The sequence below is a fragment of the Alcanivorax sediminis genome, from assembly GCF_009601165.1.
Lineage (GTDB): Bacteria > Pseudomonadota > Gammaproteobacteria > Pseudomonadales > Alcanivoracaceae > Alcanivorax > Alcanivorax sediminis.
Genome location: NZ_WIRE01000001.1, coordinates 2,770,426 through 2,790,822, shown reverse-complemented (window position 1 = coordinate 2,790,822; position 20,397 = coordinate 2,770,426). Strand labels below are relative to the sequence as shown.

General features: G+C 56.4%; 16 protein-coding genes. 7 read left to right on the top strand and 9 right to left on the bottom strand.

What is annotated here, in order from left to right; genetic code table 11:
• Positions 1 to 58: 58 nt before the first annotated feature.
• Positions 59 to 1,993, top strand: coding sequence for a SurA N-terminal domain-containing protein (locus tag GFN93_RS12745; RefSeq protein ID WP_153501430.1), 1,935 nt, complete (start codon positions 59 to 61; stop codon positions 1,991 to 1,993).
• A gap of 241 nt (positions 1,994 to 2,234) precedes the next feature.
• Here GFN93_RS12745 and GFN93_RS12740 read toward each other — a convergent pair whose 3' ends face one another.
• The 8 genes from GFN93_RS12740 to gloB all read right to left on the bottom strand — a co-directional run bounded on the left by GFN93_RS12740 (position 2,235) and on the right by gloB (position 13,014).
• Positions 2,235 to 3,035 carry an enoyl-ACP reductase FabI gene (locus GFN93_RS12740; protein WP_153501429.1) on the bottom strand — a complete coding sequence of 267 codons (801 nt, stop codon included), beginning with the start codon at positions 3,033 to 3,035 and terminating at the stop codon, positions 2,235 to 2,237.
• A gap of 153 nt (positions 3,036 to 3,188) precedes the next feature.
• Positions 3,189 to 4,763, bottom strand: coding sequence for an ABC transporter ATP-binding protein (locus GFN93_RS12735; protein WP_153501428.1), 1,575 nt, complete (start codon positions 4,761 to 4,763; stop codon positions 3,189 to 3,191).
• The gene (locus tag GFN93_RS12730; RefSeq protein ID WP_194285799.1) at positions 4,760 to 5,824 is read right to left on the bottom strand and encodes an ABC transporter permease; all 1,065 of its coding nucleotides are present in this window, start codon (positions 5,822 to 5,824) and stop codon (positions 4,760 to 4,762) included. The genes GFN93_RS12735 and GFN93_RS12730 overlap by 4 nt, the downstream gene beginning before the upstream one ends.
• Positions 5,824 to 6,900, bottom strand: a complete 1,077-nt coding sequence (locus GFN93_RS12725) for a microcin C ABC transporter permease YejB (protein ID WP_153501427.1) — start codon at positions 6,898 to 6,900, stop codon at positions 5,824 to 5,826. The genes GFN93_RS12730 and GFN93_RS12725 overlap by 1 nt, the downstream gene beginning before the upstream one ends.
• Positions 6,897 to 8,729, bottom strand: coding sequence for an extracellular solute-binding protein (locus tag GFN93_RS12720; RefSeq protein WP_153501426.1), 1,833 nt, complete (start codon positions 8,727 to 8,729; stop codon positions 6,897 to 6,899). Before GFN93_RS12720 ends, GFN93_RS12725 begins: the two co-directional genes overlap by 4 nt.
• Positions 8,730 to 8,741: 12 nt before the next feature.
• The gene (locus GFN93_RS12715) at positions 8,742 to 10,592 is read right to left on the bottom strand and encodes an extracellular solute-binding protein (protein WP_153501425.1); all 1,851 of its coding nucleotides are present in this window, start codon (positions 10,590 to 10,592) and stop codon (positions 8,742 to 8,744) included.
• Positions 10,570 to 12,171: a lytic transglycosylase gene (locus tag GFN93_RS12710; protein ID WP_153501424.1), complete on the bottom strand. Its 1,602-nt coding sequence runs from the start codon at positions 12,169 to 12,171 to the stop codon at positions 10,570 to 10,572. Before GFN93_RS12710 ends, GFN93_RS12715 begins: the two co-directional genes overlap by 23 nt.
• A gap of 69 nt (positions 12,172 to 12,240) precedes the next feature.
• Complete coding sequence (gloB, locus tag GFN93_RS12705) at positions 12,241 to 13,014, bottom strand: hydroxyacylglutathione hydrolase (RefSeq protein WP_153501423.1); 774 nt, start codon at positions 13,012 to 13,014, stop codon at positions 12,241 to 12,243.
• Positions 13,015 to 13,063: 49 nt separating this feature from the next.
• Here gloB and GFN93_RS12700 point away from each other — a divergent pair, with 49 nt between their 5' ends.
• Genes GFN93_RS12700 through dnaQ form a run of 3 tightly spaced genes read left to right on the top strand, consistent with a single transcriptional unit; the run spans position 13,064 to position 15,040 of the window.
• Positions 13,064 to 13,840, top strand: a complete 777-nt coding sequence (locus tag GFN93_RS12700) for a class I SAM-dependent methyltransferase (protein ID WP_153502003.1) — start codon at positions 13,064 to 13,066, stop codon at positions 13,838 to 13,840.
• Positions 13,841 to 13,844: 4 nt separating this feature from the next.
• Positions 13,845 to 14,306 (top strand): ribonuclease HI, encoded by a 462-nt coding sequence (gene rnhA, locus GFN93_RS12695; RefSeq protein ID WP_268885548.1) that lies wholly within the window; start codon positions 13,845 to 13,847, stop codon positions 14,304 to 14,306.
• Positions 14,306 to 15,040: a DNA polymerase III subunit epsilon gene (gene dnaQ, locus GFN93_RS12690; RefSeq protein WP_153501421.1), complete on the top strand. Its 735-nt coding sequence runs from the start codon at positions 14,306 to 14,308 to the stop codon at positions 15,038 to 15,040. Before rnhA ends, dnaQ begins: the two co-directional genes overlap by 1 nt.
• 146 nt (positions 15,041 to 15,186) lie before the next feature.
• Here the strand turns inward: dnaQ and nhaB are convergent, their stop codons facing one another.
• A complete protein-coding gene (nhaB, locus tag GFN93_RS12685; RefSeq protein WP_153502002.1) occupies positions 15,187 to 16,776 on the bottom strand; it encodes a sodium/proton antiporter NhaB in 1,590 nt (529 codons plus the stop codon).
• A 399-nt stretch (positions 16,777 to 17,175) separates the two neighbouring features.
• On the opposite strand from nhaB, the gene GFN93_RS12680 reads away from it, so the two are divergent.
• Genes GFN93_RS12680 through GFN93_RS12670 form a run of 3 tightly spaced genes read left to right on the top strand, consistent with a single transcriptional unit; the run spans position 17,176 to position 20,311 of the window.
• Complete coding sequence (locus GFN93_RS12680; protein ID WP_153501420.1) at positions 17,176 to 18,855, top strand: hypothetical protein; 1,680 nt, start codon at positions 17,176 to 17,178, stop codon at positions 18,853 to 18,855.
• On the top strand, positions 18,852 to 19,661 hold the full coding sequence (gene nudC, locus GFN93_RS12675; RefSeq protein WP_235901836.1) for an NAD(+) diphosphatase: 810 nt from the start codon (positions 18,852 to 18,854) through the stop codon (positions 19,659 to 19,661). The genes GFN93_RS12680 and nudC overlap by 4 nt, the downstream gene beginning before the upstream one ends.
• Before the next feature lie 2 nt (positions 19,662 to 19,663).
• Positions 19,664 to 20,311, top strand: coding sequence for a hypothetical protein (locus tag GFN93_RS12670; RefSeq protein ID WP_153501419.1), 648 nt, complete (start codon positions 19,664 to 19,666; stop codon positions 20,309 to 20,311).
• The last annotated feature ends 86 nt before the right edge of the window (positions 20,312 to 20,397 follow it).

Here is a 20,397-nt window from a genome sequence, read left to right as displayed (position 1 = left end):
TCCCCAAGATGACCCTCAAGAATAAAATTATTTGAGAATGTCCTGACGGAGTAGAGTCATGCAGGAGTTCCGACGGTTTATCCGCGGTCCCGTTGGCAAGTTGTTGCTTGCCGCAATCGTCATCCCATTTGTCGCCGTTCCGTTCCTGGACTATTTCTCCGGCAGCAGTTCTGCAGATACTGTTGCGGAGGTGGAAGGCAATTCCATCACCCGTGGTGCTGTCAATCAGCGTGTCGAACGGGTCCGGGACATGCTGCGTCAGCAAAGCCCGAACATGAATCCCGCCATGCTGGATTCGTTTGTGCGCCCGGAAATGGTGCTGGATGGTCTGGTTAATGAGCAGTTGATCCTCAGTGCCGCAGAGAATGCCGGCATGGTTTACAGCATTTCACAGCTCAACCCGATGATCCAAAGCCAGCCCCTGTTCCAGGAAGATGGCAAGTTTTCCAATGATCGTTTTGAGCGAGAGCTGCGTGCTCGAGGCATGACTCCACAGAGTTACCTGAGAGGCTTGCGTCAGGACTTGATCAAGGAGCAGTACCGTTCAGGTTTCATGGCAACGGATTTTGCTTTGCCCGCCGAACTCGAAGAGCAACGTCGTCTCGGCGAGCAGGTTCGTGACATCCGTTATGCCCAGCTGGACCTGAATGAGTTGCGCAATAGCTTCACTGTCACCGATGAAGAAGTCCGGTCTTTCTACAACGATAATCAGGATGAATTCATGCGTCCTGAAGAGTTTCGTATTGCCTATGTGGAATTGGCGACAGCGGACTATGCCGACAAAGTTACCGTCAGTGACGAAGACGTAGCGGCAGAGTACCAGGTTCGCAAATCCATCATGGAAGATTCCACAGCCAACACTGCTCGCCATGTGTCGCACATTCTGATCGAGGTGGGTGGTGATCGTGATCTGAACGCGGCCAAGCAGCGTGCAACCGAAGCTGCGTCTGCCATTGCTGCGGGCATGAGCTTTGCGGATGCTGCTGCTGAGTATTCCGATGATCCTGGTTCTGCTAATTCTGGTGGTGATCTGGGTGTAGTCTCAAAGGGAGCCCTTCCCGAAGAGATGGAGACAGCTATTGCCAGTCTTGAGCCCAACGTGGTGTCCGAGCCTGTGGTCAGTGACGCGGGCGTTCACTTGATCAAAGTGACTGATGTGGCAGAGAAGCGCGATATGCCTCCGTTGGAGCAGATGGCTGGCCAGATCCGTGCGGATCTCAAGCAAGCCCGTGCAGAAGCCATGTTGGCCGATGATGTAGCGGCTCTCGAAGAGCTGCTTTATGAGCATGGGGATCTTCAAACCCCGGCTGAAGAAGTGAATGCTCAGGTTCAGACCACTGACTGGGTCCCGCTTTCCTCCCTGCCAGCGCCGTTGGCAAATCCGCAGGTCCAGCAGGCACTCAGCACAGATGAGGTTCGTCGTGATGGACACAACAGTGAACTGATTGAGGTGAACCCCGGCCAGTATCTTGCTGTTCGCATTGCCGAAGAAAAGCCTGCCGAGCCTCTGCCACTTGAAGAAGTCACCTTCGTCATTCGTGAGCGACTGAAAGGGGACATGGCTGCTGACAAGGTGCAGAGCCTGTTCGCTGAAGCAGAAGCCAAGATTGCTGAAGGCGCTGATCTTGAGGCTCTGGCTGACTTGTTTGATACCGAAGTAGAAGAGCAGGACGGATTACAGCGCGGTGGCGCAGAGCCCTCCATGGAAGTGGTTAACGGTGTTTTCGCTCTGCCTCGTCCTGCTGAGGGTGAGTCCTCTGCCGTTGCAATGATTCGCACCGGCAATGGCTCTCTCGTTGCTTATCAGCTGACCCGTGTTGAAGACGGTAATGTTGAAGCGCTCAGTGCTGCACAGCAAATGGCTGCTCTGGGTGAGCTGAGCAATGTGGAAGGGCAGCGTAATTTCCGTCAGGTGCTTGCCATGTTGCGTGAAGAAGGTGATGTGGAACTGTTCCCGTCACGTCTCAGCCCGAATGCGGATGACGCCCAGTAACACTGGCGTTGCCCAAACCCGGTTGAAAAAAGCCCACCAATTGGTGGGCTTTTTTATTATGGGAATCATTCTCTGCAAGCTCAGCCTCTGCTTGGGGGCTGTGCTGAGCGTCGTAAATACGTAGCGTCGTTAGCCAGATGCCGAACCAGTGCCACAAAAAAAGCCCGCCGGGTGCTCCCTGGCGGGCTTTCTTTTATTTGTATGGGAAGAGCGGCTTATGCCACGGCTCCCGACGATCCAGTTATTCGGCTTCCAGCTCGAAGGGCATGGATACGGTGCTGGCACCGGCATCCACGTAGGTGATCTCACCGGTGATCCCGGAGGCCAGATCAGAGCACAGGAAGGCCGCGGTGTTGCCCACCTCTTCGATGGTGACGTTACGACGAAGCGGTGCCTTGGCGGCGTTGTAATCCAGCATGGAGCGGAATTTCTTGATGCCGGAGGCCGCCAGGGTACGGATCGGGCCGGCAGAAATACCGTTAACGCGGATACCTTCCGGGCCCATGCTGGCCGCCAGGTAGCGCACGGAAGCTTCCAGGCTGGCCTTGGCGAGACCCATGACATTGTAGTTGGGCACCGACTGGCGGGCAGCATGGTAGCTGAGCGTCAGCAGGGCTGCATTGCGGCCTTTCATCATTTCATGGCCTGCCTGGGCCAGAGCCACAAAGCTGTAGCTGGAGATGTCGTGGGCAATCTTGAAGCCTTCACGGGTGGCCACGTCAACGAAGTTGCCATCCAGCTCATGGGCCGGGGCAAAGCCCACGGCGTGGATGATGCCGTCGAGGCCGTCCCATTTCTGGCTCAACCCTGCGAACACTGCTTTGATCTCGTCATCATTGACCACATCACAGGGAAAGCAGAACTCCGCACTGCTTCCATAACGCACTGCGGCTTTTTCCACGCGGCTCTTCAGCTTGTCGTTCTGGTAGGTAAAGGCCAGCTCGGCACCTTCGCGGTGCATGGCTTCGGCAATACCGGTGGCGATGGAACGGTCGCTGGCGATACCAACGATCAGATAGCGTTTACCTGCAAGAAATCCCATGATTTTCCCTCAAATCGTGTAATGGTTTCCCGGTGAGTCTGGTCAGGGTCTTTTGCGGCCAAGTATAGGCAATTTCGCCGTCCGTGACGTGATCCGGGCCTGATTGAAATGCAACGGTGTGTTTCCTGATTCTGTGCTCTTTGCCGCCAGCATTCAGGCAAACGCCGCGGCAATCAGCCGTTGGGTATAGGCCTTGGCCGGAGCATCAAAGATAGCTTGTACATCGCCTTCTTCAACGACTTTGCCGTCTTTCATGACCATCACCCGGTGACAAATGGCACGAATCACCTTGAGGTCATGGCTGATGAACAGGTAGCTCAGGCCATGGCGCTGCTGCAGCGATTTCAATAGCTCCAGTATCTGGAACTGTACGCTACGGTCCAAAGCCGAAGTGGGTTCGTCCAGAATCAATAGGTCAGGGTTCAGGATCAGGGCCCTGGCAATGGCAATCCGCTGGCGCTGCCCACCGGAAAATTCATGGGGGTAGCGATGTCGGGTCTCGGGAGGAAGGTCCACTTCCCGAAGCAGCTCGGAGACCCGTTCCTCGCGTTTCTCCCTGGCCATGGAAGGTTCGTGAACGGCAAGACCTTCAGCAATGATCTGCCCAATTGTCATGCGTGGATTGAGGCTGCCAAAGGGGTCCTGAAAGACAACCTGCATGCGCCTGCGCCACGGGCGCAATTGGCCCTGGCTGAGATCATGCAGCGTCTGCCCGTCCAGGGAGATAATGCCTTTGCTTCCGATCAGGCGCAGCAGAGCCAGCGCCAGAGTGGATTTACCCGAGCCGGATTCGCCAACGATGCCAAGGGTTTCTCCCTTGCGCAGGGAAAGGCTGATGTTATCCACTGCCCGGAATACGGGTGCTGGCTGAAACAGCTGGGCACGCTTGCCTTTGAAAGCAACCTCGATTTCACTGGCTTGAAGAAGGATCGGGCTGTCCTTGGCAATCGGCGACATGCGACCGCTGGGCTCGGAGCTGAGCAGGTGCCGGGTGTAGTCTTCCTTCGGATTGGCCAATACCTCATGGGTGGGGCCGGCCTCCACCGGTTTGCCTTTGTGCATGACGATGATGTCATCGGCAAACCGGCTCACCACACCCAGATCGTGGCTGATCAGCAGGATAGACAGGCCCAGCTCGGTTTGCAGCCGCTTGATCAGTTTGAGGATGGTCTCCTGCACCGTCACGTCCAGCGCGGTAGTGGGCTCATCCGCAATCAGGATTTCCGGATTGTTGGCCAGGGCCATGGCGATCATGACCCGCTGCCTCTGGCCACCACTGAGCTGGTGGGGGTAACGGCGCAGCATGTCTTCAGTGGCTGGCAGTTCAACCTGCTCCAGCAGTTCCAGACAGCGCTCGCGGGCTTTGCCCTGGCTCATACCCTGGTGCACAAACAGGCTCTCGCTGATCTGTTTTTCTACCGTGTGCAGCGGGTTGAGCGCGGTGAGAGGCTCCTGAAAGATCATTCCGATACGCCCGCCCCGAAGGGTGCGCTTCTGCTTGTGATCCAGCCGCAACAAGTCTTGATCGGCCAGCGTCATATGTTCTGCAGACCAATGCGCCGCCTCCGGTAACAGATCCAGCAGCGACAGTGCCGTCAGCGATTTACCGGATCCGGATTCACCCACCAGAGCCAACATGCGACCGGCATCCAGTTGCAACTCCATGTTGTCGACAGCGGTTTGCTCACCAAAGCGAATGGTCAGCCCGCGAATACTGAGCAGACTCATTGCAGGAACTTCCTCGTGTCAAAAGCATCACGGATTGCCTCACCGATATACACCAGCAGGGTAAGCATGATAGTCAGGGTGGCGAACACACTGATCCCAATCCAGGGCGCATGCAGGTTCGCCTTGCCCTGGCCAACCAGACGACCAAGAGAAGGCGCATCCGGCGGCAGCCCGAAGCCAATAAAATCCAGAGAGGTGAGGGTGACCACTGCGCTATTGAGGATAAAGGGCAGGAAGGTGAGGGTGGCCACCATGGCATTCGGTAGCATGTGGCGGAACATGATCATGGGAGCCTTGACCCCCATAGCCCTGGCGGACCGCACATAATCCATGTTGCGGCCGCGCAGAAATTCGGCGCGTACCAGATCCACCAGCGTCATCCAGGAAAACAGCAGCATGATCACCAGCAGAGTCCAGAAACTGGGGATGACAAAGCTGGAAATGATGATGATCAGGAACAGGGTTGGCATGCTTGACCAGATTTCGATGAAGCGTTGCCCAAACAGATCCAGTTTGCCACCGTAATAGCCCTGCATCGCTCCGACGATAATCCCGACAATACTGGAGAGCACGGTAAGCATGAGCCCGAACAAAACGGAAATTCGGAAGCCATAGATCAGGCCAGCCAGGATATCGCGGCCCTGGTCATCGGTACCCAGCCAATTTTCCGGAGAGGGGGGCGCAGGGGCGGGTACTTCCAGATCATAATTGATGGTGTTGTAGCTGAAACGAATCGGCGGCCAGATCATCCAGCCTTTATCGTTGATCAGTTCGGCTACAACGGGATCCCGGTAATTGGCTTCGGATTCGAAGAAGCCACCAAAGGTCGTCTCCGGATAGCTGGTAATCACGGGGACATACAGATTACCGTCATAACTGAGCAGCAGGGGCTTTTCGTTGGCGACCAGCTCAGCACCGAGGCTGAGCCCGAACAGAGCCAGGAATATCCACAGTGACCAATAACCGCGGCGATTGCTGCGGAAGGCACGCCATTGTCGAGCCCAGACCGGGTTGTTCTTGAGTGGATTCCTGTCGAGCAGTTTACGAAGCGGGGATCCCATTAATGATCCCTCCGTTCGAAGTCGATGCGCGGGTCCACCCACATATAAGTGAGGTCACTGACCAGTTTCATCACCAGGCTCAACAGCGTGAAGATAAACAGGGTGCCAAACACCACAGGATAATCCCGACTGATGACAGCCTCAAAACCGAGTAAGCCAAGCCCGTCCAGGGAAAAGATGAATTCGATCAGCAGAACACCGGTAAAGAACATGCTGATAAACGCGGCAGGGAATCCCGCGATGATGATCAACATGGCATTACGGAAGACGTGCCCATAGAGAACCTGTTTTTCTGCCAGCCCTTTTGCCCGGGCGGTTTGAACATATTGCTTGCGGATCTCATCCATGAACGAGTTCTTGGTCAACATGGTGAGGGCTGCGAAGTTTCCAGCGACAATGGCGATAGTGGGCAGGGTGATGTGCCACAGATAATCGCCAATCTTGCCCAGCATGCTCAGTTCTTCAAAGTTGTCTGAGGTGAGGCCTCGAAGCGGAAACCACTCAAAATATGAGCCTCCGGAAAACACCACAATCAACAAAAGCCCGAGCAGAAAGCTGGGGATGGCAAAGCCGATGATGATGGCGGTGCTGCTCCAGATATCAAAACGGGAGCCATCATTTACCGCTTTGCGGATACCCAGGGGGATCGACACCAGATAAGCAATCAGAGTGCTCCAAAGGCCAAGAGAGATGGAGACCGGGAGGCGCTCAAGAATCAACTCTGTGACAGAACGATCTCGATAGTAGGATTCGCCGAAATTTCCGGTGAAGTAGTTTTTCACCATCAGCCAGAATCGCTCATGGGCAGGCTTGTCAAAGCCGTACATTTTCTCGATGCGCTCTACCAGTTCCGGCGGCAACCCTCTGGCATTCTGATAATTGCTGGTACTCATGGTGTCGGCACTGCTGCCGGCAAAGCTACTGCCTGCACCGCCCGTGCCGATGCCCTGGAGTTCAGCCAGTGTCTTCTCCACAGGGCCGCCGGGGGCGGCCTGAATAACCACAAAATTGAGCAGTAGAATGCCAAACAGGGTCGGCAGTACCAGTAACAGGCGTTTGCCTATGTAGAGTTTCATTTCGCGGTGCTGTCCCACCAGGTATCAAGGGCGGTGCCCGGGTCCACGTAGCGCCCGAACTGTGGGTGCTCAAGGCGGGATTGATAGGCAATCCGGTAGGTATCGGTATACCAGTTGAGCACGCTGTAGTAGTTCCACTGCAGCACGCGATCCAGTGCCCGGCAGGCAACGATCAGCGCGTCTCGATCCGGGGCAGCAATAATTTTGTCCACCAGGGCGTCTACTACCGGGTTCTTGATGCCGATCAGGTTGCGGCTGTTAGGCCGGTCGGCGGCTTCAGAGCTCCAGTATTCTTTCTGTTCATTACCCGGCGAGCTGGACTGGCCCATGCTTCCTACCATCATGTCGAACTCAAAGTTCCGCAGGCGTTCGATGTATTGGGCCGAGTCCAGAGTGACCACATTGGCATTGATACCCAGCGCTTTAAGATTGCGCGTGAAGGGCAAAACAACACGCTCAAATGCAGGTGAAATCAGCATGATCTCGAATTTCACCGGCTTGCCATCGCGGGTAAACAGGTTGCTGTCACGGAATTGGTAGCCCGCTTCCTTGAGCATGCGCTGGGCTTCGCGAAGGTTTTCACGGGGACGGCCGGTACCGTCACTTTTGGGAGGCTGGTATTCGCGGGTAAAAACCTCCTCGGGAAGCTGATCCCGGAAGGGCGCCAGCAAGGCAAGTTCGGCCTTCGAGGGCAGCCCTGTGGCTGCCATCTCGGAATTCTCAAAGTAGCTGCGGGTACGCTTGTACTGACCGTAGAAAAGATTGGCATTGGACCATTCAAAATCGAAGGCATAGCCGATGGCTTTACGCAGAACCATGTCCTGGAATAGCGGTTTGCGGATGTTAAAAAGGAATCCTTGTGCGCCCGCTGGGTTCTGGTGGGTCACCACTTCCGTCTTGATTTTGCCACTTTCGAAGGCTGGACCTTTGTAGGCGGTTGCCCACTCCTTGGAATTGGTTTCGCTTCTCCAGTCGTAGTTACCGCCCTTGAATGCGATCAAGGCGGCTTTTTCATCTAGAAAATAATCGTAGCTGATGGTGCCAAAATTGTTGCGGCCCTTCATTACCGGCAAATCTTTTGCCCAGTAATCGTCACGGAGCTGGTAAACGATTTGCTTGCCCGGATCCGCTTTGAGAATGCGGTAGGGGCCAGACCCCACCGGCATGGTCATGCCTGCCTTGGCAAATTCCTTGCCGTCCCACACGTGTTTGGGAAGTATCGGAAGCTGGCCAATGATCAGAGGCAGCTCCTTGTTGATGCTGTTCCTGGTGAAATGGAAAGTGACGGTGAGCGGGTCGTTAATTTCAACCCGCTCGACTTCCCCATAGTAAAAGCTATAGAACGGGCGCCCTTCCTTGATCAGGGTGTTAAAGGTCCAGGCGACATCATCAGCCTGAACCGGTTCGCCATCGGAAAATCGGGCTTTCTCATTCAGATGGTAACGAACCCAGCTGCGATCGTCGGGCCACTCAATGGTTTTCGCCAGCAGTCCGTATTGCGTAAAAGGTTCGTCCTCGCCGCGAAGGGTGAGGGAGTCGTACAGATAAGAGTTATCCGTAGCACCCATGCCCACAGCAGGTCGGCCCTTGGCAACGAACGGGTTGAGCGTATCGAAACTGCCAACCACCTGCAGTTTCAGGCTGCCGCCCTTGGGAGCGTTGGGATTGGTATAACGGAAATGGGTAAAGTCAGCGGTATAGAGTGGCTCGCCATGCATGGCGATGGCGTGACTCTTGTTGACTCCGGCATCTGCCAGGCCCGTGCAAAGGCACAGACCAATGAACAGCCCACGCATCATTCGTGTGTGAATGGCGCCGTGAAAGGCCATATCGACTCCTTGTTATTTTTTCATCCACCAAGTGTCCAGACCCAACCCGTAGGGGATTGGTTCCGCTGGACGGGCGAACTTGTCCCACCAGGCAACCCTGTGATGGCGGATATGATAATTCAGTACCCCGTAATGCTGGTAGCGTAACCGACGATCCAGGGCCTGCAGGGCAAGTGTATAGTCCGCTTCGCTAGATGCTGACAGTGCCTCACCGACGAGAAAATCCACCACCGGATCACTAATGCCCGCCAGGTTTCGGCTGCCAGGAATTGTGGCGCTCGAGGAAAGGAAATAATCCTTCAGTTCCGGCCCGGGGTAATCTCGCATGGGTAGCACAAACAGCACCACATCGTATTCGAAATTATCCAGTTTTTGCTTGTAGGCGGCGGGATCCACTTCGCGATAATCCGCTTCAATACCTAGTCGCTTCAGGTTCTTGAACCAGGGTGCAAGGATCCGATATATGCCCGGGTTATGGTAATTGAGTACGGTAAATTTCAGGGGCTGGCCCTGTTTGTTGACCAGAACATTGTTCTTTAGCTGCCAACCACTTTCTTTCAGCAGGGCAAGCGCCTCACGCATACGGTTACGGATCTGCCCGGTTCCGTCGTTAACCGGTGGAGTGATGCTGGCCGAGAAATACTGTTCTGGCAGCTGTTTGGTGAAGTCCTTGAGCAGGGATTGTTCAGCTTCACTGGCAGGCACCGGGGCGGTGAAAGGGCTATTGGGAAACCAGCTCACGGTCCGTGTGTAGGCATCGGCAAACAGATTGCGGTTAGACCATTCGAAGTCAAACAAGAGGCTGGCGGCTTCACGAACGCGCGGATCGTCGAAGGGCGCATGCCGGGTATTGAAGAAGAACGCCTGAACGGGCCTGGGCACCTTGTGGGCAATCTCCTCACGCTTTACCCGGCCATCTTTAAGGGCGGCAAAATCGAATTGGGTTGCCCAGCGTTTGGAGCTGTAGGTGTAGTGGAGATCGTATCCGCCGGATTTGAAGGCTTCAAAACCTACATCGGCGTCCCGATAAAATTCGAATACCACCTTGTCGAAGTTATGCCGACCGAGATTCACGGGCAAGTCTTTCGCCCAGTAATCTTTCACCCGCTCAAAGGTAACCTGTTTACCGCCCTTGATATCGGTGACCCGGTAGGGGCCGCTGGAGACAGGGGGTTCCAGGGTAGTGCGTTCGAAGTCGTGGGTTTGCCAATAATGACTGGGCAGGATCGGAATGGCTCCGACTACCAGAGGGAGGTCCCGGCGACCTTCTATAAACGTGAATTTCACTGTTTGCGCATCCAGCGCCTCAACGGCTTTCACATCGGAAAGCCGTAAGCTGTATTCAGGATGCCCTTTATCGCGAAGGATATTGAAAGAAAATACCACGTCATCGGCGCGGATGGCCTCTCCGTCGTGGAAGCGGGCTTTGTCGCGAATATGGAAGATGCACCAGCTACGGTCTTCAGGGTATTCAATCCAGTCCGCAATCAGTCCGTAGGCGGCGCCAGCTTCATCTCCGAGCGGATTATGTGGCTGGCTGCCCATCAGCAGGCTGTCAGCAATTTCGGTGACGCCATACATTTGTATGCCCGGTGTGTCGGCCGGGCTGATGCCTTTGAGAATATAGGGATTCAGGCTGTCGAAGGTGCCACTACCGAACAGGGTGATGGTGCCGCCCTTGGGGGCATTCGGATTCACATAATCAAAATGCGGGAAGCCAGCAGGGTATTTCAGGTCACCAAAAGGGTGATAGCCGTGGCTGCGGGTGATGTTGGGCTCTTCCGCCTGTGCCAGCGAAGTGAGGCTGAAGCACAGGCAGAAAAGGGAGGCAAAAAACGTTTTAGTAGGATTGGCGAATATCAACGTAAAGTGTCAGCCGTTGCCCGGGTTGAATGTATCGTTTGCTGGCAACCTTGCTGTTCCAGCTACGGATGTCGTTCACCGATACATTAAAGCGGTCTGCAATGGCATACAAGGAATCTCCGTTACGTACGGAATAGCGAACCTGACGAACCATGTTGTTGTCGCCGCGGCTCGCCACCGTGGTGGTGCCAGTGCCTTTGCTCCACACCGCCAGGGTTTGGCCAATACTGAGTTTGTCGCCGGGGGCCATATTGTTCCATCGGGCAAGTTCCTTGACCCCCACCTTGTACTGACGGGAAATCTCCCAGAGGGTATCGCCGGAGCGAACCGTATGGTCGATCTTCTGGCGGCCATCGCGTTGACGATTCTGGTTGTCGGCAAGGCGGGAGTCAGCACTCAGGGTGTAGCTGTCACTACCGGCAGCCGGACCCGGGATCAGCAGGGTGCGGCCAGCGATAATGGTGTTGTTCTTGAGATGATTGATGCTGCGCAGCACCTCCGGGGTGGTGCGGTTGCGGCGGGCAATGGCGCCCAGGTTGTCACCGGGACGAATCTCATAGCGAGCCCACTGCATGCGTTGATCCACCGGTAGCTCAGCCAGGGCAAGGCTGAAACGCTCAGCACGGTCAGCGGGCACCAGCAGGCGGTGCGGGCCATCCGGGGAGGTTGCCCAGCGATTATATGACGGGTTCAGCAGATACAGCTCTTCGATGGAAATGTCAGCCAGTTTGGCAGCCTGGGCCAGGTCTATCTGACCCCCCGTATCCACTTCGGCAAAATAGGGCTCGTTGCGAATCGGCTGAAGAGGGATATCGTATTTATCCGGGTCCTGAACAATCTGGGCAATGGCGATTAGCTTGGGAACGTAGGCTTTGGTTTCGCGCGGGAGTTTCAGGCTCCAGAAATCGGTCGGCTTGCCCGCTTCTTCATTCTTGCGTATGGCACGAGAAACGGTGCCACCACCAGCATTGTAGGACGCCAAGGCCAGCAGCCAGTCTCCGTCGAAGCGGTTCGCCAGTTTTTGCAGGTAATCCAGGGCGGCATTGGTGGATTTGATCACGTCACGGCGTTGATCTTCCCACCAGGTACGGTGGAGGCCGAAGTAATCACCGGTAGAGGGGATGAACTGCCAGGGACCTGCGGCGCGGCCATGAGAATAAGCGAAGGGGTCAAAGGCACTTTCAACGACGGGGAGTAAAGCCAGTTCCAGCGGCATGTTGCGGGCTTCAGCCTGCTCGACGATGTAGTGAAGGTAACGCTCTGAACGGGTAGTCACGCGCTCGAAATACTTGGGGTGACGAGCATACCAGTCCCGCTGGACCCGGATACGGTCGTTCTCCACCGACAGGTCCAGGCCGTAACCGGCGCGGAGCCGGACCCAAAGGTCCTCGTTGTCGATAGAGGCTACCGAGTCAACTTCAACCGGGGCCGGTTCGTCCATGCCATTGGCCAGATCCATGTCATCTACAGAAGGGTCCGCAGCCTGCATGGGGGGGAGTTCGTCCACTGAGTGGTGTGAGGCACAGCCGGACATGATGCCCATGCTGACCAAAACGGCCACGGTAAAAAGTCTTTTCATATCAATAAGTACAGCAATTATTTTCGTTTAGTTTAGAGAATAGGATCCGTGGCCAGCAAGCTGAAAAAGCTAGAAGTTATCTTTCCAGCGACGCAAGGATGCAAAGCATTGCACATTGTTATCTGAGGCGCCCGGATCACGGGCTTCGCAGGCTGCCTGAACCGACGCTTCCCCGACCCTCAGGAACGGGTTGGTGCGGCGTTCTTCTGCCACCGTGGTTGGCAGGGTGATCTGATCGTTCTCCCGAGCTGAAATGACTGCCGCCAGCCTGGCCTGGACCCGCTGATCGTCCGGGGTGACGGCTACGGCAAACTTCAGGTTGGCCAGTGTGTATTCATGGGTGCAGTAGACCAGGGTCTGTTCAGGGAGTTCGGCCAGCCGCTGCAGTGAGCTGTACATTTGTGACGGGGTTCCCTCAAATAGCCTGCCGCAGCCGCCGGCAAACAGGGTATCACCACAGAACAGCCAGCTGTTCTCGGCGTCATAATAGGCGATATGGCCCAGCGTGTGACCGGGGATTTCCATGACCCGCAGGGATATTCCCAGTGAATCGAGGGTAATCGACTGGCCTTCGCCAAGCGGATTCGTCATGCAGGGGATGGTTTCCCCGGCCGGTCCGTACACAGGGATATCCCGGTCGCGGGTAAGCGCGGCAATACCAGCCACATGATCAGGGTGATGATGTGTCACCAGAATGGCGCTCAGGGTGAGGCCTTTTTCTGCCAGAAACCGCTCAACCGGAGCGGCATCGCCGGGATCAACCACCACGCATGTGCCTTCGTGGCAGATCGTCCAGATGTAATTGTCACTAAAAGCGGGCAGGGCAATGGGGCTGGGTAACATGTCGTGTTACGCTCCTGAAATACGCCTTGGATATAGAGGTATTGTGCTGATGCAGCTGCCACCACTCAACCGTAACTCGTTCAGTGCCGGTAACAATGATCTGGAAAAGCACTTCGATGCCTGGCTGGACAGCGAGCCCGGGCAGGCCTTGCTGGAGGCAGAGCGTACCATGCTCGCCGACTGGATGCGCAGGCAGGTTGGCCAGCGGGCTGTCGCTATCTACTCCTCCCGCGAGCAGGACTTGCTGCGCGAGTCCCCGTTGCGCTGGAAAATGTCGGTGGGGCCCATGGGATTCCCTGGAGTCACTGTACAGAGCCGGCTGGACTCCCTGCCATTGGCCAAAAGCAGCGTGGATGTGGTGATGTTGCACCATGTACTCGATTTTGCGCGCGATCCTCACCAGGTACTGCGGGAGGCCTGTCGTTCTATTGCCCCGGGAGGGCAAGTGGCTATTGTCGGTTTTCATCCCGTGAGCATGATGGGGTTGGCGCGCTGGTTCTATTGGCGGGGCCGACCGGGTTGGTCCGGGCGGTTCTATCGCCCCAACCGCGTCACAGATTGGTTGCAGGTGCTGGGATTTGAGGTCGATGGCATGGCCAGCGGCTTCTATACTATGCCCTTTCGCCAGCAGGGTCGGCAGCGCTTGCGGTTGCTCGAATGGCTGGGCAGCATGCTCTGGCCTCGCCATGGCAGCACCTATTTGCTGGTCGCGCGTAAACGCGCCGGGGTGATACGGCCGCTGCCGTCCCGGCAGAGCCGGGTGCCACGCAATACCGTGGTGCCTGTGCCGGTGGCTCGTTGGGGTCAACAGAATCGGGAGTCGTGAATTTTTGAAGCAAGTAAAGAAAGTCGCCATGTTTACTGACGGCGCTTGTCGTGGGAATCCCGGGCCGGGTGGCTGGGGGGTGGTGCTTCGCTACGGCGACAAGGAAAAAGAAATGCACGGTGGTGAGCCAGAGACCACCAATAATCGCATGGAATTGATGGCAGCTATCGCCGGCCTTGAGGCGCTTCGCCAGCCATGCCAGGTGGTGTTGACCACGGATTCTCGCTATGTGATGGATGGTGTGACCCAGTGGATGCCCAACTGGAAGAAACGGGGCTGGAAAACAGCCTCGAAGCAACCGGTCAAGAATGTGGACCTGTGGCAACGTCTGGATGCCGCCGTCCAGCCCCATGAAATTGACTGGCAGTGGGTGAAGGGGCATAGCGGCCACCCTGAGAACGAACGGGCAGATGCACTGGCCAACAAGGGTATTGATGAAATGAATAAACAGAAAGGGATCGCCTAATGCGTCAGGTGGTACTGGATACCGAAACGACGGGTCTTGAGCCCAATGATGGCCATCGGGTTATCGAGATTGGTTGTGTGGAAGTGATCAACCGCAGGATAACCGGCAACAACCTGCACCTTTATCTGAACCCAGAACGAGACATTGATGAAGGGGCGCTGGCTGTACACGGTATTTCGACCGAGTTTCTGGCAGACAAGCCCACCTTCGACAAGGTTGTGGACCAGTTTCTTGCCTTTGTGGATGGGGCAGAGCTGGTAATTCACAACGCGCCCTTTGATGTGGGCTTTCTCAACCATGAGTTGAAGCGTCTGGGTGCCGCTTACGGCACCATCGAGCAGCGCTGTGGTGTGCTCGATACCCTGGTCATGGCACGTCAGAAGCATCCGGGTCAGAAGAACAATCTGGATGCTCTCTGCCGTCGTTACGATGTGGAAAACGGCCACCGGGAATTGCACGGTGCCTTGCTGGATGCCGAGATTCTCGCCGATGTGTATCTGGCCATGACCGGTGGCCAGACACGACTGTCTCTTGGCGGAAGTGATGCTTCAGATCAGGGCGGCGCTGCGGTCGCGGAAGCCATTCGGCGTCTGCAAGGTGGCCGGGAAGCCCTGAAAGTGGTGCGCGCTTCCGAGTCGGAGGTCTCCCGCCATAACGACAAAATCAGTGCCATTGGCAGCAGCAACGGTGAGCCGACGCTCTGGGAGAAATTGGAGAAGGGCGAGCTGCACTAGGCGCGCCCGTGGCGCAATAGCAGCGAAAAGCGGCTGTTTTAACCCCGCGTATACTGAACATAAAGAGGCCGCCCCCGGAACATCCGGGGGCGGCCTCTTTGTATCCGGGATCAATCGCGCCCCAGTGTTTGCGTGCCGCGTTTGTCTTAGTGACCTTGCTCCGGCGTCTCAGTGTACTCGCTGGCAGAGTGGTGCGTGATCCAGCCTCTCTCGTACATGGCGTCAGTGGCGGGCTCCAGCACGGTAGCGGTCATGATCAGGCCGGTGATGGACATGACGATGGTGTAGGGCAGGGCCATGACGACCATGCGGCCGTAGGACAGGCGCACCAACGGGGCCAAGGCGGAGGTCAGCAGGAACAGGAAGGCTGCCTGTCCGTTGGGGGTTGCCACGGAAGGGATGTTGGTGCCGGTATTGATAGCCACCGCCAGCAAGTCAAAGGTATCGCGGTTGATTTCGCCCTTCAGCAGAGCCTGACCAACTTCATCCACGTACACCGTTGCCACGAAGACGTTATCCGAGACGGCAGAGAGGATGCCGTTGGCCATGTAGAACGCGGGCCCTTGCACCGACTTCTCCAGGCTCAGCACGTATTCGATCACAGGGGCGAACAGCTGCTGGTCGGCAATGACCGCCACCACCGCAAAGAATACGGTGAGCAGGGCGGTAAAGGGCAGCGCTTCCTCAAACGCCGCGCCAAGGCGGTGTTCTTCGATAATGCCGGTGAAGGAGGTAGCCAGAATGATCACGGTGAGGCCCACCAGGCCGACGGACGCGGCGTGGGTTGCCAGGCCAATGACCAGCCATACCGCGGTGAGTGCCTGAATGACCAGGGCGGCGCGGTTCTGCGGGGTGCGCTTGCGGTCTTGCTCCAGCGCGTACTGGCGCATGATGCCCCGGACTTTCTCCGGGATATCCTCGCCGTAGCCAAAGCTGCCACTGATTTCCAGGAACACACAGGTCAGCAGCCCGATGAACAGTACCGGGATGGTGATCGGTGCCATGCGCAGGAAGAATTCACCGAATTCCCAGCCCGCCTTGTTGGCGATCAGCAAGTTCTGAGGCTCGCCCACCAGGGTGCAGACGCCCCCGAGTGCGGTGCCCACGGCCGCGTGCATCAGCAGGCTGCGCAGGAAAGAGCGAAAACGACGCAGATCTTCACGGTGCAGGTCTTCAACAGCGGTATCGTCGCCGTGGTCATGCTTTTGCTGGAACGTTTTTCCGGAGGCCACCTTGTGGTAAATGCCATAGAAGCCAGTGCAAACCGCAATCACAACCGCGGTGACGGTCAAGGCATCAAGGAAGGCGGATAGCAGGGCGGCAGCGATACAGAACAGCAGGCTCAGTCGCACCTTGGATTTCACGCCGAGCAAAATGCGGGTGAACATGAACAGCAGCAGGTCTTTGAGGAAGAAAATCCCCGCCACCATGAAGATCAGCAGCAGCATCACTTCCAGATTGCTTTCTACCTTGTGCAGTACGGTATCTGCGGAGGTCAGGCCAATCAGAACCGCCTCAATGGCCAGCAGGCCGCCCGGTTGCAGCGGGTAGCACTTCAGCGCCATGGCCAGAGTGAAGATGAATTCGCCCAGCAGTAGCCAGCCGGCAGCTACCGGCCCAAGCGTCAAGGCGATCAGAGGGTTGATCACCAGAAAGCCTATGATGGTGTATTTGTACCAGGCAGGAGCCTGACCCAGAAAGTTTTGCAAGAAAGCACGGCCAAAGGACGCGGGCATCATCATTACCTGCTGACGTCGGATGTGTATGTGGGAGGAGGCGGCGCAATGATAAGGACTTGGCGTGAACCAGTACAGTGCAAAGGTGGGACATATTGTCCTAGATCAAGGTCTTATTGCGGGCAATCGGTATGCAGGTTACCGGGAGGTAATAATAGGGGGAGGCAGACTGTGGTAAGGTTAACAAAAATCCAATAAATCAGTTGCTTACCAATGAAAGTTGACGCATTGTTTAATCGCATGCCAAAGTTGATACGCCTTGTCTGACCATCGGGGAGCCCACATATCGCCCCCGCACAGGCGATTGGATGTGCTGTGGGAGGCTGGTTTTTTACAGTTTCTCATGCATTTGGGGAAAGGTTCTGAAGATAATAACAGCTTGGTGCTTGCGGAGAGTCCATGGTTGCCATAACAAATACCACCTCCCTGACGTTTCTGAAGGAAGCGATCGATAGCACTTTGACCGAGGCGGAAAACCGTCTCGAAGCATTTTCCGAAAATCACAGCCTGCACGAAGAACTGACGTACATCGCCGACTCCTTTCAGCAGTTGCGAGGTATCTGTCAGGTTGTCGAATTGCCGGCAGCAGCGTTGATGAGTGAGGAAATGGGGCTGGCAGCCCGTGAGTTACGCGACAAAGTGTCCGATGCCCGCATTCAGGCTCTGGGCAATGCGATTGTGCTGCTAACCCGCTATTTCGATTACGTTCAACTCAAGAATCGTACCTTGCCGGCCCTGTTGATTCAGGGGCTGAACGACCTGCGTCAGGCCAACGGCAAGGCTCTGATTCAGGAGAGCCATTTTTTCAGCGCAGACCTGTCCGTTGCCCGCACACCGCCGGCCAAGGTCAGCGAACTAAAGCGCTCAGAAATGCCAGCATTGGCTCGCCGTTTGCGCCACATGTATCAGGTGGGGCTGCTGGGCATTCTTCGAAATCAAAGTGCCAAGCCAAACCTCAAGCTTATGGCGCGGGCCCTGGCTCGACTCGACAAGGCGGCCGGCCCCTGTGGGATGAGTCGCTTCCTGTGGGTGGCACAGGGCGTACTGACCGCCATGTTCAGCGATGACATGGCCATTACTTCAGCCCGTAAGGCGCTGCTTTCACAGTACGACAGGCAATTAAAAGGTCTGGTTTATGGGGGTGAGCAGGCCTTTGATGCCGAGCCGCCGCTACTACTGGTCAAGGAGAGCCTCTATGTGGTGTCCCTGAGCCAGCAGCAGAGTGGTGTGGTCGATGAGATCAAGACGGCGTTCTCTCTCAAGAACAGCATTACCGATGAAGAGCTGCAACGTGAACTGGCGCTGATGACAGGTGCCAGCGGTTCGGTGATTCGCTCTGTGGCCAGCGCCATGCGTGAGGAGATTGCTGAACTCAAGCACAGCCTCGATATGGCCTCCCAGGGGGTGGCGGATACCAACTACCAGCAAGTGGGCGAGAGCCTGCAGCGCCTGGGTAGCACCCTGTCCATGATCGGCAAGGATGAAGACGCCGCTGCCATCAAGCAGCGAGGGGCTGAGGTGGGCAAATGGAGTGCGGATCAAAGCGTGGAGGGTGAGGCGTTCCATGCCCTGGTTGACGACTTGCTGACTATTGAAAATGTAGCGGCTAACCTGGAACGTAGTCTGGCGCCGGAGGACGATGTCCATCGCGCTGCCTCAAATTCGTCCATCTCACTTTACCAGCTTGATGAAGCACGCATGACCGTCGTCGGTGAGTGCCGGGCGGGTTTGGCGCTGGCCAAGCGCTCTGTCAGTTCCTTCATGGATAATAACTGGGACGCCATGCACCTCTCCAATCTGCCCGGGACTTTTGCCTCCATTGCCGGCGGCCTCATGTTCCTGGAACTGGAAAGAGCCAAGAGCGTTACTGAATCTTGCCACAAATACATCGTGAAGCAGTTGATCGAAGGCACGTCCAACCCGACGCGGGAGGATATGGAAACCCTCGCCGATGCGCTCACCGGGGTTGATTACTACCTGGAAAGCATGGAAGAGCAGAAACCCATCGGTGACGGCGTGCTGGAAGTTGCTGAAGAAAGTATGAAGGCCCTGGGGTACCCCGTTAACAAGGTTGCATGATGATAGATCTGTCTCGCCTGGAAAGTGGCGATGCCGAAAATGCTCGCTGTTACGTGATTCACGATCAGAGCATTCTGCTCAACGCTGAATTACAGGTGCCATCTTTGCCGGCGTTTCTGCTCCGGCAACATCCGGATTACCATTTTCTTGGTTGGCTGAACGGTGAGCCTTGCTACGTCTGCGAGCTGGCCCGCCACGAGCTGGATGATGGCAGCCTGCAGCCGGTTCCCCAGCGCCATATGCTGGCCGGAGGCCTGGATGAAGCGGGCTTCTCCATGTTCAGCCGTGCCCTGCAGTTTCTCAGCTGGCAGAAAAACCACCGCTATTGCAGCCGTTGCGGCAGCCCCACGGAAGCGCACGGCAAAGAGCTTTGCATGCAATGCCCGCAATGTGGCTACACCCAGTATCCGCGCATTACGCCTTGCATCATTACGTTGGTGACGCGGGGCGAGTACGCCCTGCTGGGTCAGTCTGCACGCTTCCCTAACGGTATGTTCTCCTGTCTTGCGGGATTCATGGAGGCAGGGGAGAGTGCAGAGCAGGCGCTGGTGCGTGAAGTCCGGGAAGAAACCGGTGTAGAGGTGGGGCAACTATCCTATCTCGGTAGCCAGTCCTGGCCGTTTCCCCACTCGTTAATGCTTGCCTTCCATGCCGACTATGCCAGCGGCGATATCGTCATCGACGATGACGAGATCGTCGCTGCGGACTGGTTCCATTACCAGTCTCTACCCAAGATACCTCCCCGCGGTAGTATCGCCCGCACCCTGATCGAGAGCTGGATAACCGGCCTGGAGTCAAAGGACTAACCATGAATTACACCCTCGCTCCGCTAATCCTGTTCGGGTTTAGCTTGCTGTTCGTACTCGCTGGTGCCTGGATTTTGCTGCGCCAGAAGTGGTTGTTGCAGTGGCTCAAGGGCACTGGAGGCCTGCTATTGGTGGGCGTAGCTATTTACTTGAGTATTTTTGCGCTCAACATCTATGGCTACCGTGAATATGCCCAGGAAGTGCCCGTGGCCACGGTCAGCTTCCGTCAATCCGGTGAGCAATCGTTTATTGCCACGGTGACTCGCACCGACGGTATCGCTGAGGACTTTCGTCTTAAGGGAGACCAGTGGCAGCTGGATGCGCGGATCATCAAGTGGAAGATGCCGTTCGCTCTCATGGGGCTGAAGCCAGGCTATCAACTGGACCGCATTTCCGGCCGATACTACGCCTTGGAAGACGAACGCTCCCAAGACCGCACAGTCTACAACCTCCATCGTGACCCGGTAGGGCTGGATGTGTGGAAAATGGCCAAGGATGGATGGAGCCTGCTAATTGATGCCCGTTACGGTAGCGCCGCCTATCTGCCGATGGCCGATGGCGCCCTTTTTGAAGTGACTGCAGGTCAGACAGGCCTGGTGGCCCGCCCCATGAATGGCAGTGCCCAGCAGGCTATTTCAGGCTGGAACTGATTTCACACCGGGCCAATCGCCGCAGGTTGGCCCGCCCTCAAGTATCCCCGGCCGTCTCGCTTAGGTAGAATCTTGCGGATTCTGCC

Coding starts and splice junctions, on each gene's coding strand:
- GFN93_RS12745 (WP_153501430.1), top strand. CDS start 59: ATGCAGGAGTTCCGACGGTTTATCCGCGGTCCCGTTGGCAAGTTGTTG.
- GFN93_RS12740 (WP_153501429.1), bottom strand. CDS start 3,035: ATGGGATTTCTTGCAGGTAAACGCTATCTGATCGTTGGTATCGCCAGC.
- GFN93_RS12735 (WP_153501428.1), bottom strand. CDS start 4,763: ATGAGTCTGCTCAGTATTCGCGGGCTGACCATTCGCTTTGGTGAGCAA.
- GFN93_RS12700 (WP_153502003.1), top strand. CDS start 13,064: ATGCAGCTGCCACCACTCAACCGTAACTCGTTCAGTGCCGGTAACAAT.
- GFN93_RS12720 (WP_153501426.1), bottom strand. CDS start 8,729: ATGGCCTTTCACGGCGCCATTCACACACGAATGATGCGTGGGCTGTTC.
- dnaQ (WP_153501421.1), top strand. CDS start 14,306: ATGCGTCAGGTGGTACTGGATACCGAAACGACGGGTCTTGAGCCCAAT.
- nudC (WP_235901836.1), top strand. CDS start 18,852: ATGATGATAGATCTGTCTCGCCTGGAAAGTGGCGATGCCGAAAATGCT.
- GFN93_RS12710 (WP_153501424.1), bottom strand. CDS start 12,171: ATGAAAAGACTTTTTACCGTGGCCGTTTTGGTCAGCATGGGCATCATG.
- GFN93_RS12730 (WP_194285799.1), bottom strand. CDS start 5,824: ATGGGATCCCCGCTTCGTAAACTGCTCGACAGGAATCCACTCAAGAAC.
- GFN93_RS12680 (WP_153501420.1), top strand. CDS start 17,176: ATGGTTGCCATAACAAATACCACCTCCCTGACGTTTCTGAAGGAAGCG.
- GFN93_RS12670 (WP_153501419.1), top strand. CDS start 19,664: ATGAATTACACCCTCGCTCCGCTAATCCTGTTCGGGTTTAGCTTGCTG.
- GFN93_RS12725 (WP_153501427.1), bottom strand. CDS start 6,900: ATGAAACTCTACATAGGCAAACGCCTGTTACTGGTACTGCCGACCCTG.
- gloB (WP_153501423.1), bottom strand. CDS start 13,014: ATGTTACCCAGCCCCATTGCCCTGCCCGCTTTTAGTGACAATTACATC.
- nhaB (WP_153502002.1), bottom strand. CDS start 16,776: ATGCCCGCGTCCTTTGGCCGTGCTTTCTTGCAAAACTTTCTGGGTCAG.